Origin of the sequence: Streptomyces sp. NPDC059454, from assembly GCF_042749965.1 — a bacterium.
In the GTDB taxonomy this organism is placed as follows: Bacteria; Actinomycetota; Actinomycetes; order Streptomycetales; family Streptomycetaceae; genus Streptomyces.
In genome coordinates, this window is the sequence record NZ_JBHYVC010000002.1 from 28,480 (window position 1) to 44,841 (window position 16,362).

At 73.1% G+C, this 16,362-nt stretch carries 11 protein-coding genes; 3 read left to right on the forward strand and 8 right to left on the reverse strand.

Annotated elements, in window-relative coordinates; all coding sequences use genetic code 11:
- The first annotated feature begins 76 nt into the window (after positions 1-76).
- On the forward strand, positions 77-1,003 hold the full coding sequence (locus ACFXAE_RS01530; RefSeq protein ID WP_384706507.1) for a class I SAM-dependent methyltransferase: 927 nt from the start codon (positions 77-79) through the stop codon (positions 1,001-1,003).
- A 2-nt stretch (positions 1,004-1,005) separates the two neighbouring features.
- On the opposite strand, the gene ACFXAE_RS01535 is transcribed toward ACFXAE_RS01530, so the two are convergent.
- A complete protein-coding gene (locus tag ACFXAE_RS01535; RefSeq protein ID WP_384706509.1) occupies positions 1,006-1,656 on the reverse strand; it encodes a TetR/AcrR family transcriptional regulator C-terminal domain-containing protein in 651 nt (216 codons plus the stop codon).
- Positions 1,657-1,727: 71 nt separating this feature from the next.
- On the opposite strand from ACFXAE_RS01535, the gene ACFXAE_RS01540 reads away from it, so the two are divergent.
- The gene (locus tag ACFXAE_RS01540) at positions 1,728-3,131 is read left to right on the forward strand and encodes an FAD-dependent oxidoreductase (protein ID WP_384706511.1); all 1,404 of its coding nucleotides are present in this window, start codon (positions 1,728-1,730) and stop codon (positions 3,129-3,131) included.
- Between the two features lie 3 nt (positions 3,132-3,134).
- On the opposite strand, the gene leuE is transcribed toward ACFXAE_RS01540, so the two are convergent.
- The 3 genes from leuE to ACFXAE_RS01555 form a co-directional block, all read right to left on the reverse strand.
- Positions 3,135-3,785 carry a leucine efflux protein LeuE gene (leuE, locus tag ACFXAE_RS01545; protein ID WP_384706512.1) on the reverse strand — a complete coding sequence of 217 codons (651 nt, stop codon included), beginning with the start codon at positions 3,783-3,785 and terminating at the stop codon, positions 3,135-3,137.
- Between the two features lie 48 nt (positions 3,786-3,833).
- Positions 3,834-4,406 carry a Uma2 family endonuclease gene (locus ACFXAE_RS01550; protein WP_384706871.1) on the reverse strand — a complete coding sequence of 191 codons (573 nt, stop codon included), beginning with the start codon at positions 4,404-4,406 and terminating at the stop codon, positions 3,834-3,836.
- 99 nt (positions 4,407-4,505) lie between these two features.
- Positions 4,506-6,104 carry a methylmalonyl-CoA mutase gene (locus ACFXAE_RS01555; RefSeq protein WP_384706514.1) on the reverse strand — a complete coding sequence of 533 codons (1,599 nt, stop codon included), beginning with the start codon at positions 6,102-6,104 and terminating at the stop codon, positions 4,506-4,508.
- Positions 6,105-6,414: 310 nt separating this feature from the next.
- Here ACFXAE_RS01555 and ACFXAE_RS01560 point away from each other — a divergent pair, with 310 nt between their 5' ends.
- The gene (locus tag ACFXAE_RS01560; protein WP_384706516.1) at positions 6,415-7,269 is read left to right on the forward strand and encodes a L,D-transpeptidase family protein; all 855 of its coding nucleotides are present in this window, start codon (positions 6,415-6,417) and stop codon (positions 7,267-7,269) included.
- A gap of 200 nt (positions 7,270-7,469) precedes the next feature.
- Here ACFXAE_RS01560 and ACFXAE_RS01565 read toward each other — a convergent pair whose 3' ends face one another.
- The 4 genes from ACFXAE_RS01565 to ACFXAE_RS01580 form a co-directional block, all read right to left on the reverse strand.
- A complete protein-coding gene (locus ACFXAE_RS01565) occupies positions 7,470-8,540 on the reverse strand; it encodes a hypothetical protein (protein ID WP_384706518.1) in 1,071 nt (356 codons plus the stop codon).
- Positions 8,540-9,214: an RNA polymerase sigma factor gene (locus tag ACFXAE_RS01570; RefSeq protein WP_384706520.1), complete on the reverse strand. Its 675-nt coding sequence runs from the start codon at positions 9,212-9,214 to the stop codon at positions 8,540-8,542. Before ACFXAE_RS01570 ends, ACFXAE_RS01565 begins: the two co-directional genes overlap by 1 nt.
- A 362-nt stretch (positions 9,215-9,576) precedes the next feature.
- Positions 9,577-14,682 carry a hypothetical protein gene (locus ACFXAE_RS01575; RefSeq protein ID WP_384706522.1) on the reverse strand — a complete coding sequence of 1,702 codons (5,106 nt, stop codon included), beginning with the start codon at positions 14,680-14,682 and terminating at the stop codon, positions 9,577-9,579.
- Between the two features lie 133 nt (positions 14,683-14,815).
- The gene (locus ACFXAE_RS01580) at positions 14,816-16,189 is read right to left on the reverse strand and encodes an NADase-type glycan-binding domain-containing protein (RefSeq protein WP_384706524.1); all 1,374 of its coding nucleotides are present in this window, start codon (positions 16,187-16,189) and stop codon (positions 14,816-14,818) included.
- Positions 16,190-16,362: the final 173 nt, after the last annotated feature.

Sequence of the window (16,362 nt, forward strand, 5' to 3'; positions counted from 1 at the left end):
CCGCGCGCTTAGCCTGTTCCCCACCGCGAACCGCACCACTCTCGCCCTTCTTCCGACGGATTGAGGTCTCCGGTTCATGAACAGCCGTTCTCTGCTGACCAGTTCTCCTACCCGGCGCCTGCTGCGCCCGGTCGCCGAGCTCATCGACCAGCGCATCGACCGGCGCCTGCGGGCGGCGGCCGCCGCCGGCGCGGCGGACAAAGAGGCGCTCCGGGACGCGGCCGAGGTGGTGAAGCGGCAGCAGCTCACCCTCGACCTGCTGCTCGGCTCGTCCGGCCGCGGGCTGTCCCGGATCGTGAGCCCCGGCCCGCTGAACCGGCTGCAGTCCGAGGTGGCGGAGCTGGCCGGGGACCGGGACGCCGCCGTCCGCAACGTCGCCACCGCGTACCGGCTGCTGGTCGCGCTGGAGTCCCTGGGGGCCGGCCGGATCGCGGGCGGCACCATGAACATCTGCGGCAAGCTCGGCACCATCCCGCTGCTCGACCCGCCGAACGACGAGATCCTGGAGATCGGCACGCTCTACGGCATGTTCTCCGCCGGGCTGATCCGGATGATGGAGCGCGACGGCCGCAGCCCGAGCGTGACGATCGTCGACCCGTTCGCCGGTGTGCAGCTCCAGCCCGGCACCCCGCGGCGCTCCGACCCCTCCGGCACCCCGGTCGACGAGCACGCCGTGCGCACCAACCTCGCCCTGGCCGGTCCGGCGGGCGTGGCAGCCCGCATCCGGAAGGGCTTCTCCGAGGACCCCGACACCCGCGCGGCCGTCTCGGACCGCAGCTACGGCGTGATCGTCGTCGACGGCGACCACTCGGCCGAGGGCGTCGCGAAGGACCTCGAATGGGCGGAGGAGATCGCCGCCCCGGGCGGGATCGTCGTCCTGGACGACTTCGGCGACCCCAAGTGGCCGGGCATCAAGGAGGCGCTGGACAAGCACCTCACGGGCACCACCCGCTTCACCTACCTCGGCAAGGCGTCCCTCTCGGCGTTCCTGCGCGCCTCCTGACCTCAGCGCACCCCGTACCGGGCCTCGATCCCCGCGATCAGCAGGGCGAGGCCCTCTTCGAAGTGCTGGTCGTAGTTCTCGAAGATCTCCCTGCCGGCCTGGGCCGCGAGGGGGTGGGCGGCCATCATCCGGGCGCGTTCCTCGACGTCGATGCCCTTCCGGCGTTCGCCGGGGAGCGGCAGGACACCCTGCTCCTCGGTGACGAACCCGAGGGTGTAGAGGTGCGTCGTCGTGAGCGCGCGGGCCGCCTCCGCGAGGGTGAATCCGGCGGCCGTGAGCAGGCGCAGGACGCCCTCCATCTGCTCGGCGTGCTCGATCCCCGTGAAGCGTGAGCCGCTGAACACCTTCGCGCCGTCACGGTAGGCGAGCAGCGCCGTGCGCAGGTCCCGGTTGGTCTTGACCAACCGCTCCTGCCAGGTGTCGTCCGGGGCGGACGAGTCCTGGGCGGCCATCCGGCGGTACAGCTCCGTCGCCATCTCGTCGAGCAGCGCCTGTTTGTCCTTGAAGTGCCAGTAGAGGGCGGGCGCCTTGACGTCCAGCTCCCTGGCGATCGCGCGCAGCGTCAGGCCGTCCAGGCCGACCTGGTTCAGCAGTTCCAGCGCCGTGTCGGCGACCCGTCGGCGGTCCAGGGGGGCGCGTCGTTCCGAACTCACGCTTGACAACTTAACACCGTTAGGGACACCCTCGGAGGGCAGGTCACTTAACAACGTTAAGGGGAATGGTCATGAGCGACACAGGTGTACTGGTCGTGGGCGCCGGGCCGACCGGCCTCGCCCTCGGCATCGACCTGGCCCGGCGCGGGATCCCGGCGCTGGTGGTGGAGCGGGCGGACGGACTGTTCCCCGGCTCCCGCGGCAAGGGGCTCCAGCCGCGCACCATGGAGGTCTTCCACGACCTGGGCGTGCTGGACGCGATCCACGCGGCGGGCGGCGGCTACCCGGTCGGGATGATCTGGCGCGGCGGCGAGCGGCTCGGCGAGCACCACCTGGCCGACCCGGCCGAGCCGACCGAGGCCTCGCCGTACGACGAGCCCTGGATGGTCCCGCAGTGGCGCACCCAGCGGATCCTGCTGGAGCGCCTCGAGGAGCTCGGCGGCAAGGTCGCCTTCGGACGGGAGGTCACCGGCGTGACCCAGGACGAGGACGGGGTGAGCGCGCACTTCGCCTCCGGCGGGCCGGTGCGCGCCCGGTATCTCGTCGCGGCGGACGGCGGCCGTTCCGTGGTGCGCCGGGCGGTCGGCGTCGGCATGACCGGGGAGGAGGTGGACCCGCTTCCGGCACTGGTGGCGGACGTGCGGATCACCGGCCTGGACCGGGACAACTGGCACTTCTTTCCACAGGGCGAGGGAGCCGGGGACCTCTTGGCGATCTGCCCGCTGGCCGGGACGGAGGACTTCCAGCTGATGGCCCGGTTCGCGGAGGGCACGGAGGTGGACCTCTCCCTGGAGGGCGTACGGCGGGTCGTCGCCGCCCGCTCGCACCTCGCCGCCGAGGACGTCACGGAGGTCCGCTGGGCCTCGGGCTTCCGCCCGCGGGCCGCACTCGCCGACCGGTTCCGCGTGGGCCGGGTCCTCCTCGCCGGCGACGCGGCGCACGTGCACTCCCCCGCCGGCGGCCAGGGCCTCAACACCAGTGTCCAGGACGCCTACAACCTGGGCTGGAAGCTGGGCGCGGTGCTGGGCGCCGGGGCGGAGGCGTCACTGCTGGACACGTACGAGGAGGAGCGGCGCCCGGTCGCCGAGCAGATGCTGGGACTGTCCACCAGCATCCACCGGGGTGAGACCCGGCGGGGCGGGGCCACCCGGCAACTGGACCTGGGGTACCCCGGTTCGACGCTCACCGTGGAGACGCGGACGGCGCCCGGCCCGGTGCGCGCGGGCGACCGGGCGCCGGACGCCATGGTGGAGGGCGTACGGCTCTTCGACGCGTTCCGGGGCCCGCACTGGACCCTGCTGGCGCTGGGCACGCCCGCCCCCTCGCCGGGCGACGGCGTACGAGTGGTGCAGGGCCCGGCGCACGAGGCGTACGGGACGGGACTGTTCCTCGTCCGCCCGGACGGCTACGTGGGCTGGGCCGGGGAGGCACCGGCCGGGCTCCCGGAGTACCTGGCCCGGTTCGGCCGGCGCTGATCCCTACGCGCCCGCCAGCGACAGCTTCGCCGCGAAGCCGAGGAAGAGGGCGCCGGCCGCCGAGGTGACCCCCGCCGACAGACGCCTGCGGCGGCGGAAGGCGGCGGCGAGCCGGGTGCCGCCGAAGATCAGCGCGCTGAGGTAGAGCACGCTGGCGAGCTGGGCGAAGGCGCCGAGGACGACGAAGGAGAGCGCCGGGTAGGCGTAGGCGGGGTCGACGAACTGCACGAAGAAGGCGATGAAGAACAGGATCGCCTTGGGGTTGAGCAGGCTGACGACCAGGGCCCGGCGGAACGGACGCTCACCGGGCGCGGCGGCGGTGGGGGCCCCGGTCGCGTCCTCGTCCCGCCGCGTCCGCCACATCCCCCACGCGGCCCGCAGCATCCCGACGGCCAGCCAGGTCAGATATCCGGCGCCCGCGTACTTCACGATCCCGAACAGCACGGCGTTGGCCTGGAGCAGTGAGGCGACTCCGGCGGCCGACAGGGTCATCAGCACGGCGTCCCCGCACCAGACGCCTGCCGCGGCCCGGTATCCGTCCCGCACACCACGCCGGGCGGCGACGGAGAGGACGTAGAGGGAGTTGGGGCCGGGCAGCAGGACGATGAGGATCAGGCCTGCCAGATAGGTGGGGAGGTCGATGACGCCGAACATGGAGGGAGTGTCGCACGGGGGTACGACACTCCGTCCACGGGGTTTCGGTCAGTCGTCGCCGTCGAGGAGGGTGTCGACGGAGAGGTCGAGGGTGATCCCGACGGCCTCCAGGACGCGGACGGACTGGCCTCGCTTGAAGCGCTGGGGGTCGAGGTACTTGCCGTCGACCGGGTCGGTGTAGAGGAGGACCTCGTCGTGTTTGCGGTCGACGATGAGGTAAGCGGGCACATTGGCCCGGGCATAGACATCGACCTTCGTGGCTGTGTCGTTCGTCCAATTGGAGGAGGTCACCTCCAGCACAAGACGGAAGACGTGGGGCGCATAGCAGTTCTTCTCGACCAAGGCGTCCTTGTAGTCGTCGTCGACAACGGAGAAGTCCGGAACTGCGTAGTCCTCCGGCCCGGTGGGCAGCCACAGGCCGATGCCTTGCAGGTACCTGAGGCCCGCTTGCCGGGCCCGGGCCCTCAGAAACTCCTCGGTGAGCCAGGTCAGCGACTCTTGGTGCGGCCCATCCGGCGGCGGTGTCACAACAATGCTCCCGTTGAGGATCTCCACCCGGTGTCCGGGCAGCTCCTCCCAGAGCCGGTCGGCAGCATCAGAAAGCGACGACTCGTGCAGCATCACAGCCACGGCACCCTCCTTTCGGGAACACCCTCCACGAGGGTAGCCGGGACCGGACGCATTCCGCCCATGATCATCCGTACGGGCTAATGCCCCACATCAGAAGGCGTCCGAGGGCACATACGTCCCCCAGACCTCCCGCAGCGCGTTGCACACCTCGCCCACCGTCGCGCGGGCCTTCAGGGCGTCCTTCATCGGGTAGAGGACGTTGTCCTCGCCCTCGGCGGCCTTCTTCAGGGCGATCAGGGCGGAGTCGACCGCCTGCTGGTCGCGCTCCGCGCGGAGCTTCGCCAGGCGTTCGGCCTGCTGGGCCTCGATGGCGGGGTCGACGCGGAGCGGCTCGTAGGGTTCCTCGGCGTCGAGCTGGAAGCGGTTGACGCCGACGACGACGCGTTCGCCGGAGTCGGTCTCCTGGGCGATGCGGTAGGCGGAGCGCTCGATCTCGTTCTTCTGGAAGCCGTGCTCGATGGCGTTGACGGCGCCGCCGAGGTCCTCGACCTTCCGCATCAGCTCCAGCGCCGCGGCCTCGACGTCGTCGGTCATCCTCTCGATGACGTAGGAGCCGGCGAAGGGGTCGACGGTCGCGGTCACGTCCGTCTCGTAGGCGAGGACCTGCTGGGTACGCAGGGCGAGGCGGGCGGACTTGTCGGTCGGCAGCGCGATCGCCTCGTCGAAGGAGTTGGTGTGCAGCGACTGGGTGCCGCCGAGCACCGCGCCCAGGCCCTGGACGGCGACGCGCACCAGGTTCACCTCGGGCTGCTGGGCCGTCAGCTGCACCCCGGCCGTCTGCGTGTGGAAGCGCAGCATCAGCGACTTGGGGTTCTTCGCGCCGAACTCCTCCTTCATCACCCGGGCCCAGATCCTGCGGGCCGCGCGGAACTTGGCGACCTCCTCCAGGATCGTCGTACGCGCGACGAAGAAGAACGACAGGCGGGGTGCGAAGTCGTCGACGTCCATGCCGGCCGCGACCGCCGTGCGCACGTACTCGATGCCGTCGGCGAGGGTGAACGCGATCTCCTGCGCCGGGGAGGCGCCCGCCTCGGCCATGTGGTAGCCGGAGATCGAGATCGTGTTCCACCTGGGGATCTCGGCCCTGCAGTACTTGAAGATGTCGGCGATCAGCCGCAGGGAGGGCTTGGGCGGGAAGATGTACGTGCCCCGCGCGATGTACTCCTTCAGCACGTCGTTCTGGATCGTGCCGGTGAGCTTGTCCGCCGGAACGCCCTGCTCCTCGGCGACCAGTTGGTAGAGGAGCAGCAGCAGGGCGGCGGGGGCGTTGATCGTCATCGACGTGGAGACCTTGTCCAGCGGGATGCCGCCGAACAGCACCCGCATGTCGTCGACCGAGTCGATGGCGACGCCCACCTTGCCGACCTCGCCGTGCGCGATCGGGGCGTCGGAGTCGTGGCCCATCTGGGTGGGCAGGTCGAAGGCGACCGACAGGCCCATCGTGCCGTTGGCGATGAGCTGCTTGTAGCGGGCGTTGGACTCCGTCGCCGTGCCGAAACCGGCGTACTGGCGCATCGTCCAGGGCCGTCCGGTGTACATCGTCGGGTACACGCCCCGGGTGAAGGGGTACGCCCCCGGCTCGCCCAGCTTCCCGGCCGGGTCCCAGCCCTCGAGAGCCTGTGGCCCGTAGACCGGTTCGATGGGCAGTCCGCTCTCGGTGGACCGGGCACTGCCCGACTCGCGCGCCATGGTGTGATGCCTCCCGCTGAGCGGCGTTGCTCGACTTGCTCGCCCGGTGCCCGTCACTTACTCGTCCATACAGGCCGACGAACCTTCGACGGACTGTAGCGGCGCGTGTGCGGTCCGGTGAAGGGGCGCACACTGGGACCTTCCTCACAGCCTCGGCGGGACCCCGCTCACAGCACCACCTCGGCGGTCGTCTTCCGGACACTCACCACCATGCCCCCTTGTTCGTCGGCGGTCATGTCCGGGGAACATCTCGGGTGACGGCCGGGCGGCGGCCGGTGAGACGACGGGGGCCGGTGTGCGCAGGAGGGGCATGGGGAGGAAAGGGATCACGGGTCTCGCCGCGCTGGCCGCCCTGACGGCGTGTGCGGCCGGCTGCACGGTGCAGCCCGCCGGGGCGGACGGGGAGCGCGGGTCGCCGGTGCGTATCGAGGTGCCGAGCCGGACGCCCTCCGCGCCGACGCCCTCCGGGCCGGCCCCGGAGTCGCCGGCTCCGGATGACGGCGAGAAGTCCTCCCGTCCCGGCGCCCCGGCGCCGCGCGTGCTGTGGTCCCCCGGTGATTCCGGGCGCGACATACGCGAACTCCAGGCCCGGCTGCGGCAGGTCGCCTGGATCTTCCACGGACCGACGGGGACGTACGACGACCTGACGGCGGAGGCGGTCCGGGGCTTCCAGGGCAGGCGCGGACTGCCGAGGACCGGGGTGACCGACTCCGTCACCTGGCAGCGGCTGCTCGGCATGACGCGCGAACCGGGCAGGTGGGAGCTGTATCTGATGGGCGGCCAGCCGGCCGACGTGCCCGACCCGCGCTGCGCGACCGGCCGCGCGTTGTGCATCAGCAAGTCGAGCCGCACCCTGCGCTGGATGATCGACGGGCGGACGGTGTCGACGATGCCGGTGCGCTTCGGTTCCGAGTACACGCCGACCCGTGAGGGGGTCTTCCACGTCTACTGGAAGTCCCGGCACCACGTGTCCACGCTCTACGACTCGCCCATGCCGTACGCCATGTTCTTCAGCGGCGGCCAGGCCGTGCACTTCTCGGCCGACTTCGCCGCGCGGGGATACGCCGGTGCCTCGCACGGCTGCGTCAACGTACGGGACGAGGGGGCGATCGCCCGGCTGTACGGGCAGGTGCGCAGCGGCGACAAGGTCGTCGTGCACTGGTGAGAAGGGGCGCGGGCGGGACCGGGGGAACGTGTCCCGCCCGCGCCGGGGTGCACGAGCCGTGGGTACGGGGGGAACCCCGGCTCCGTGCGACAGCCGATGACCAGTCGGCTCACTCATTACTGCGCCACGAGGGCCGAAAGTGTCACACCTGCCGGGGAGGAAAAATCAGCGGTCAACAAAAAGGCAGCTCAGGGGCGGTTTCACGGGTTCTTCTCGCCGCCCTTGCCGCTGTTGCCGCTGTTGTCGTTGTTGCCGCTGTCGCCCTTCTTGGCGCTGCTGCCTCCGTTGCCCTGGTCCTGGCCCTGGCCCTGGCCCTGGCCTTGCCCCTGCTCCTGTCCCTGCCCCTGTCCCTGCCCCTGCCCCTTGCTCTCGCCGTCGGCCCTCTCGCCGCCGTCGCCCTGGTGGGCCCCCTCGTCGGTGCCGGACGCACCGGACGCACCGGACGTGTCCGACGTGGACAGCACGCCCTCGCAGTACGGGCCGACGCGCGAGGAGCCGCCCGCCGCGTCCTCGAGAAGGTGCTCGCGCTCGCTGTTCAGTGCCTTGCCGTCGCGCCACGCGCGGCAGGCCGCGGCGATCTGCTTCCCGCCGCGGCCGGAAGGGGCCGCGCCGTCACCGGTGTCCGCATCGGGCTTCCCCGGTGTGCGGGACCCGTCGGCGTCCCCGGCGGCACCCACTCCGCCCTCGGCCCTGCCGGCGGCACTCTCGGAATGCCGGCCCCCGGGCGTGACCCCGCCCGGTGCGCCGCCCTTCGGCGGAGGGGACGCCGACGGGCGTCCGGGGTGCGTGCCGGTGGCCGTGACGGAGGCCGCCGGTTCGGACCGGGAGCCGTCGGGCGGGGACAGGACTCCGGTTCCGGCCAGGACCGCGACGCCCCCGGCCATGCCGGCGACCAGCGCGGCGGCCAGCCCGAGGTGCAGGGGACGCCCCCGCCGGGGCCCGTCCGCGGTTCCGGAACGAGCACCGCGCGGGGCACCGATACGGATCGGTCCGATGTCGGAGGATGGCGTTCCGGTCGGCCGGCCCGCACCGTGGGCCGCCTCGGCCCGCTCCTCCCGTTCCTCGCGCGACATGCGGAAGGCGGCCAGGGCGGCCGCCTCTCCGGGGAGTTCCTCGCCACCCGGAGAGGGTGGCGAGGAGAGCGCGCGCAGCGTTCCGGCGAGCCGTCGGGCCTGGTCACGGGCGACGGGATCGGCGGTTTCCGGGGGCTCTCCGCTCAGTAAGCGCTCCGCGGTCCCGCGGTCCAGCCACCTGTGCTGCTCGTCGGCCATCACATGTCCTTCTGCGTCCGCGTTCGCATCTGCGTGACACTCGCGGACGTCACCGTACGACGGCGCGGTTCTCTCTGGGGAGGGAGGGCGTCGAGCACCCCGGCGGATTCCGGTCGGGCTTCCGGATCGCCGCCGATCAGCTCGGCCAGGCGTTTCAGACCCCGGTGCGCGGCCGTCCGTACGGCACCTGGTCGTTTGCCCAGTGTCTCGGCGGCGGACTTGGCGTCGAGGCCCACGACCACGCGCAGGACGACGGCCTCGGCCTGGTCCTGCGGCAGCCGGGATATGAGGGAGAACGCGCCGTCCGTGGCCAGCGCCTCGATGGCCTCGCCGGCGGTGTCCGACTCGGCGGCCCGCCCGGTCAGTTCGGTCTCGTCGCCGCCGATCGCGGGGCGGCGTCCGCGCATGCGTATGTGGTCCAGCGCGCGGTTGCGGGCGATACGGGCGGCCCAGCCGCGGAACCGGTCCGCGTCGCCGGTGAACCGCTCCAGGTCACGGGCGATCTGCAGCCACGCCTCGGACGTCACGTCCTCGGCGTCGGGCTCGCCGACCAGTGTCCGTACGTATCCCAGCAGCCGCGGGTGCACGGCGCGGTACACGGTCCGGAACGCGGTCTCGTCCCCGTCCTGTGCCGCACGCACCGCGGCGGTCAGCTCCGCGTCGTCCCCCAGCACACGCGCACCCTCTTTGCGCCTAAACCGGCGCCGCTCTCGCGGACCGGGTTCTCGCCGTCGTGGTTACTCAATCGGTGGTTGCGATCTTCAGCCGCGGGCGGTTCGTGGTCATGTGTCCGTCGCGGCCTGGCGCGAATGGCACGTTACGGCCTGAATCCCCTTCCCGTCCATGTCGGTCCAAGATGCAACTAACCCGTGACACAGGAGGGTGTGACAGAAAACGCACTCATGGCGCTGTAGGAAGTACGGGTCGCCGCGCGGCCCGTGCCGCGCGACGGCCGGGGCCTCTCCTGTGGGGGGTGGCGGCCCCGGCCGTTGCTTTGGCTTCTCTCCGACGAGTTCCGATGAGGAGAAGGCCCGGCTCAGGCCGGAGGGGGTGCCATCACCGGGCGGAGGCCCAGGTGGTTGTCGTCGTCCCTGACGTGGGTGGGCCGGCCGGTCAGCATCGCGCGGGCCGCGGGCTCCGGCATGCGGATGACGACCGGACGGGAGAGGGTCGTCTCGCGTACCGCCGTGTCCGTGCGGGAGGTGCGGACCCGGTTGGTGACCTGGGCGACCGCCCTGACGTCCAGCGTGAACTGGACGAGGACCGACTTCGTCTTCGGCTTGTGCACCGGCATCGAGCCGGAGGCGTTCGCCGTGGCGTCGGACGTGCCGCCCGAACCGCCCGTGTTCCCCATCAGCTGGTTGAGGCGGAACTGGTTGGCGTTCAGGACCCCCGCGCCGGCCACGGGACGGGCCGCGCGGCTGTGGTCGGCGGAGCTCTGGCCGTCCGTCTGAGTGGGGCGCAGTGCCTCCAAGTGGCTCTGGCCGATCGTCTCGAAGGACATCTTGTCGCCGACGCCCAGCACCCGGCCGTCGCGCAGCCGCGCGTGCAGGGAGGCACGGAGGTTCCGGCCCTCCGCGCCGGTGGCGTGCACCGGCGGCAGCTCGACCCCGGCGGAGGCGAGCAGCGGCAGGGCGGCGATCATCCACTCGGTGGAGACGGCCTCGTTCAAGGCGTACGCGGCGGCCTGCCCCTTGTCGCCGAAGCGGTTGCCGCCGCCCGCCTGCCGGATCGCGGACATCAGCACCTGCCGTACCTGCGGGGCGCCCTGGAAGCCGTTGACCTGCGCCTCCATCGGCAGCCGTGCCCCGCTCGCGCGCCAGCGGCCCGGGTCGGCCGGGGCGTCCTCCCGGGCGGGGGCGTGCGCGCCCTGGTTCACGAGCGGCACGTCCGCGGCCGGAAGCCGGGCGTGGGAGAGGGCGTCCAGGTCCGTGCGCAGGATGCGGTGGGTCAGCGTCAGGCGGTCCAGCAGGGCGAAGTCCACCCGGGTGTTGCCCCGGTACAGTTCGAGTCTCGCCCGGATCGGCATGCGCATCCTCGCCACCGCCGCCGTGCTCGCGTCCGCGACGGTCTTCATGCCGAGCTGGCCCCTGCTCGCGGTCCCGCTGCGCTTCGACGCACTGGACGAGAGGCCGAGGCCCGCCGCCCCGCCCGTGCTCTTCAACTGTCCCGTCCCGCCGTCGGGTTTGCCCGAGGCCGCGAGGATGCCCTCGGCGCCGGTCGTGGTGCTCTCGTCGTGGGAGGCGGACTGCTGGGCGACGGCCGAGGTGATGTACTCCATGTCCCGCTTGTCGCTCGCCTCGCCCAGGTAATCCCCGTCCCCCGCCCGTTCGACCTTGAAGACCGCCCAGTAAGGGGTCTTGCGGCCGTCGAACAGCTCGACGGTGACCCCGCCGTCCATGGCGCCGGCCAGCAGTCCTGCGGAACCGTCCCGGTCCAGGACGCGCAGCAGGCGCTGCACGTTGTCGTTGCGGTCGTCGAGCTGCCGTCGGGGCAGCAGGGTGTCGGCGAGGTCCTGCTGCCGGCGCTCGACGAGGCGGGCGCGCAGCGCGGCGAGCAGCGGTACGAAGCTGGGCAGGTCCTCGATCATGCCGAACCCGAGCGGCAGTTCGCGGGCCGGCGTCGGGATGACGGGGGCGGTGTGGAAACTCTCCACGTCGCTCCCGTCCCCCGCGGCCGAGGCCGGTTCGGAGGCGGTACGGAAACTCTCCGCGGCCGTGTGGAAGCTCTCCGCGTCGCTCCCGTCCCCCGCGGCCGCGGCCGGTTCGGGCGCGTCCAGACCCAGCTCCCGCCGTATCTCCGCGGGCAGCTGCGCCTCCGTCACCCACACCCCCGCCGCACCCGGCAGGAGCCGGGAACCCGTCGCCACGTACGGGCCGCCGCCGGTGACCTTCACCTCCGCGACCATGGCGACCCGCAGATCGCACTGGAGCAGGTACAGCGGGGCCTTCTTCGGGGTGTGCGCGTTGCGTTCGACCGTGCCGGACAGGGCGTACGACTGCGCGTCGCCCTCGCTCGTGGTGCGGAACCCCGACAGGCCCTGGGCGGCCAGCCAGGTGCTGCCGTTCTCGAAGCCGGTGGCGCCGAACTGCACCGTGCTGGTGGTGCCCTGGCCCGACTGTCCGGCGGACTGGTGGCCGCCGAGCACGAAGGTCTCGGTGCCCGGGCCCGCGCCCCGGTGCACGAACCTCGGGTTGGCCAGCGCGAGCCGGGTGCCGACCGCGCCGTTGAGGGCCGCGAGGCGGCGCGGGTAGCGGAGGTTCTTCACGACCCAGCCGGAGGACGCGGCCTGCCGCAGCGCCGACTGGATCGACCGTTCGCCCAGCCGTTCCTCGATCGCCAGCCGCGGTGCGAGCCCTTCCGTCGCCAGCGCCGGGTCCTCGCGCATCCGTTTGTTGCGGGCGGCGGCCCTGGACAGCAGCGCGAAGGCGAGGTCCCGGACGGGCTGCCCGTCGAGGGTCTCCACCAGCTGCCAGTCCCGCAGGGCGGTTCCGGCACCCTGCGACGGGTCGAGCGAGGCCAGGTCGCCGATGCCCTCGGCGGCGACGGCGGTGGCGGGTGCGGCGTCCGGCCGGGCCGCCGTGAGGGCGTCCAGCCGGTTCTTCCCGTCCTCGTCGAGCGTGAACTCGGCCGGGGTGAGCAGCCGTACGTCCTGGCTGCCGAGGTTCATGTACGTCAGGGTCTCGGGCTCCGGCACGTCCCGGCCCGGGGCGCCGGGGGTGAGGCCGCGGGCCAGCTTGCGGGGCCGGGAGGTCATGGTGGCCTCCACGTCGAGGCGCAGGGCCGCCCGGAAGGCGCTGGCCGTGTCGGAGCCGTTGGCGACGACGTCCGTACGGCCGGTGGTGCCGGCCTGGTTGCGGTGCGAGCCGGCGCTGTGCTTCTCGTAGCGGGCCGAACCGGTCAGGATGCCGGGGACCAGCCGGGCCTGGCCGAGGACCAGACCGCCGATCGAACGCGAGCTGCTGCGCCCGCTCTGCGCGCCCGCGGCGACGGTCGCGTGGCTGCGCACCGACCAGTCCTTGATGTCCCCCTCGTACTCGGTGCCGCTCAGCTCGCCCTTGACGAGGATCTGCACGTCGTGGGAGTGCATGGTCGTCTTGCGGCGCAGCCGTACCCGGATGCCGGTGGTCAGCAGCTGGTCCTTGTTGACCCGGAGGTTGGTCTCCGAGAGGGCGACCGTCAGCTCGCGGAAGTTGCGCCGTTGGGCCTCGGCGTCGTCGGCGCCGGTGTCGGGGGCGGGCGCGGTGGTGCCGAACGCGGGGAGGTAGCCCGCCAGCCGGGGGTCGGTGGCGAACATCTCCCGGACGGCCCGCAGCATGGGGCCGGTGTCGAGCCGGCTCAGCGCGACACCGGCGCCCTTGCCGCCGTAGGGAAGATGACGCTCGACGTCCTGCTCGTCGCCGTTCTCGTCGGTCGTCCTCGGCTTCCTGACGAAGTCCTCGGCCGTCATGCCGGGCGGCAGCGGCAGCCCGTAGGACCGTGCCTCGTCGGCCCGCAGACTGATCCACACGTTCATCGTGTGCACGGCGACCCGGGTCCCGGGGCGCAGGATGTGCTGCGCGGAGCGGGGGCCCGTGCCCTCCGCGGTGAACCTCACGGTCCCGAGGTAGAGCGCTTTCTCGCCCCGGACCTCCGCGCCCTGCCGGCCGGCGACGCTCTGCTCGGCCACGGTGAAGCGCGCCTTGCGGGCGGCGGCGACCGGCATGGCGGTGCCCCGTACGACGGCCGCGCCCGCGACCGCCCCGACGCCGATCGCCGGGCCCAGGCCCGCCTGGACCGACCGCCCCTTGCCCGCGCCCTCCGCGACCGACGTCTGGCCGTGCTGGTGCGTGCGCAGCTGTGTCCTGCCGGTGCCCCAGGCCGGGGAGAGACCGGTGACCGCGGCGCTCAGCCGGTAACTGCCCGCCGTCTTGCCGTCCTTGGAGTACAGGTCCTCGCCGACCACGCCGTCCCGCAGCAGCCGGGGCAGGTCCTCCAGGACGGTCGCCGTGGAGGTCACCGAGTACAGCCGGCTGCGGCCGGGCGCGCCGGGCGCGGTGAGCGCGGGGTGCAGCACGGAGGCGACGGCGTCGAAGAGCCCGCCGCCGCCCTGGTGCGGGGCGGCCCCGTCGGCCACCGCGACCGGGGCCAGGGAGTCGGAGAGCGAGACGTCGCGGGAGGTGGCCGCGGTCACCGGCCGGGGCGGGGCGGGCGCCTCGGTGCCGACCGGGACCAGGTGCTCGGTCGGCACGCGCTGGGTGAGGGTGCCGGAGTCCCCGAAGGTCTGCGTGTCCTCGGTGCCGTGCTGGTGGATGCGCACCTCGTAGCGCACCTTGCGCTCCACCTCGACCGTGCCCTTGTCGCTGCGCAGCACGCGCGGTTCGGCCACGTTCGTCTGCCGGCGGGACTCGCGGGAGGACTGCCAGGGCTGGGCGTTGACGGTGCCGGCGCCGCCGAGCCACAGTCCCGGGGCGACGGGCGCGAGCCCGAAGGCGAGACCTCCGGCGCCCTTGCCGGCCGAGCTTCCGATCGAAGAGCCCACGGTCGCGGCGGAGTTGTGGTGGATGTCGAGCTTGGTGTCCTTGCCCTCGGGGTGCTCCAGCACGGCCTGCGGCGCCCCGTCGGTGCCCGGCGAGGCGTCGGTCAGCAGGGCCTCGGGCTGGAAGACGGGCGGCCTGTCGTCCGGGGCCCGGCGGATCGTGACGGTGACGTCGTACCACTCCTTGCCGGTGCGGCCCTGGACGGCGAAGGCGCGGCCCTGCCCGAAGAAGCTCTCCGGACGGCCGGCCAGTTCGCCGGCGAGCTCGGCGACCGTGCCGTCGGCGTGCCCGACGACCGCGGAGACCGCGTGCCGGACGAACTCGTGGCCGGTCGGCCCGTACGACGAGGAGAGGCCGCCCGCCTGGAGGCTCATCAGGTACGACGGCAGCACGAAGCCCGTCTCGGTGCGCTCCTCGATGTCCTGCAACGCGGGGCGGGCGTTCGCGGTTCGGGTCCGTCGCACCGCCCGTGAGGTGGCCGCGTTGCCGACGGCCCGCTGGAGGGAGAACAGATGGTGCGGGGCGGCGACGCCGGGAGCGGGCGGGCGCTCGGTGCGGGGCGTCCGGTCCGCCTGCTCGGAGGCGCTGGTCCTGCCGTCCCCTGACTGCTGCTGTGTCCGCACGTCATCAACGTAGCCAGTGGCGGGAGGGGGCGAGGGGTCTTGCCCGACTCCCCTTCCACTCGCCGTTTCCGCTCCACTGGCGCGTCGACTCCCGTACGCCGAAGGTACAGATGAGGGCCCGGGCGGCGCGTCGTCAGCTCCGCTGGAAGAACTCCACCTCCGCCAGGGCCAGATGGCGTCCCGAGGTCAGGCCGACGGGTGAGCTCAGTGTCAGACGTACCGTCTTCGCGTCGCTGATGCCGGTGGGGATCGTCTGCGGGCCCGGCTTGTCGCTGAGGGTGATCACCTTGTCGTGCTTCGTGCCGTCCTCCGCCGTCACCTCCAGGTCCACCTGGAGCGCGCGTGCCTGGCGGGCGTACTTCTCGGGGGACGTGGACGCCCCGTTGGTGATGATCAGGTCGACCAGGCGGAACGGCTTGCGGAAGGTGTAGGTCACCGAGGCACCCGGTCCGGGCGCGCCCCAGTAGCGGTTGTTCAGCCCGTCCGTGGTGTCCCTGGCCGGATGTCCGGGCACCGCGCCGCTCGCCTCGACGTCCGCCGGGGTCACGGGCGTGGCCTTGCCCAGTTTGTCCCGGGTGTCCTCGATCAGGGCCCGTCCGGCGGGCAGCAGCAGGAAACCGGCCGCGCACAGCGCCAGCACCACGGCCAGGATCACGAAGAACCGGAACGCCGAGCCCGAGCCGGCCCGGGTCCGGCGCCGGAACGGCCACACCGTCCGCCACCACGGCAGCGGGGCGGGCTTCTCGGCGGGCCTCAGCTCGGCCGCACAGCGCCGGCAGAACCGGCGCCCGGGCGGGTTGGGCGTACCGCAGGCGGGACACGGCCGCCCCGCCACGTCGTCCTCCACCGCCGTAGGACGTACGACGGGACGGGGGGCCACCGGCTTCGCCGGGAGGACGGGGCGCACGGGGTCGGGGTCGGGGTCGGGGGGTGACGCGGCCGGAGGGCGGGGGGCCGTCGGGGAGGGCGGGGCGGCGGGAGGCCGGGGAGCGGTCGGGGAGACGGTGGGAGCGGCTGCCGCGGGGGGTGACGGGGAGGCCGCGGGCGCCTCCGGCGAGGGGGGCGCGGCCTCCCCGCCGGGAACGGAGGCCGGGGAACCGGTGCGGGAAGCGCCGGGCGCGGAGGGGGGCGGGGGGCTCGTGGTCACCGGGTGGGCGGGAGCGGTGCCGTCGCCCTCGACGGTGCTGGGTCCCTGACCGGTACCGGGCCTGTCGTCGGCGCCGGGCCTGCCGTCGGTACCGGGCCTGCCGTCGGCGCCGGCGCGGGAGTCGGCGGCGTCCGTGGCCGGGGTTTCCTGAGCAGCCGCGGCCAAGAGGTCCGCAGGCACGGCCGGGATGTCCGGGACGCCCGCCTCGTCGTGCACACGGCCCGCGAGCCGGGAGCGCAGCGACGCTCCGAGGGCACGCGCGGCCGACAGGGGCCCGCCCTCCGAGAGGGCTGCCGCGGACACCTCCGGCGGGGTGACGTCCGGGAGGGCCGGGGACGCCGGGACGGCCGGAGGGTCCATGGGCACGGGAAGCCCGGGGAGCCCCGGGACGGCCGCCGAGGGGTCGGTGGGGGCCGGGTCCGCCTCGGGCTCCGTGGCAGTCGGACGACCCGAGCCCGTCGAACCCGTCGAGCCCGTCGAGCCAGCCGAGCCCGCCGAACCCGTCGAGCCCGCCGAACCAGCCGAACCAGCCG

Coding starts and splice junctions, on each gene's coding strand:
- ACFXAE_RS01530 (WP_384706507.1), top strand. CDS start 77: ATGAACAGCCGTTCTCTGCTGACCAGTTCTCCTACCCGGCGCCTGCTG.
- ACFXAE_RS01565 (WP_384706518.1), bottom strand. CDS start 8,540: ATGGCCGACGAGCAGCACAGGTGGCTGGACCGCGGGACCGCGGAGCGC.
- ACFXAE_RS01560 (WP_384706516.1), top strand. CDS start 6,415: ATGGGGAGGAAAGGGATCACGGGTCTCGCCGCGCTGGCCGCCCTGACG.
- ACFXAE_RS01540 (WP_384706511.1), top strand. CDS start 1,728: ATGAGCGACACAGGTGTACTGGTCGTGGGCGCCGGGCCGACCGGCCTC.
- ACFXAE_RS01550 (WP_384706871.1), bottom strand. CDS start 4,406: ATGCTGCACGAGTCGTCGCTTTCTGATGCTGCCGACCGGCTCTGGGAG.
- leuE (WP_384706512.1), bottom strand. CDS start 3,785: ATGTTCGGCGTCATCGACCTCCCCACCTATCTGGCAGGCCTGATCCTC.
- ACFXAE_RS01555 (WP_384706514.1), bottom strand. CDS start 6,104: ATGGCGCGCGAGTCGGGCAGTGCCCGGTCCACCGAGAGCGGACTGCCC.
- ACFXAE_RS01580 (WP_384706524.1), bottom strand. CDS start 16,189: ATGGACCCTCCGGCCGTCCCGGCGTCCCCGGCCCTCCCGGACGTCACC.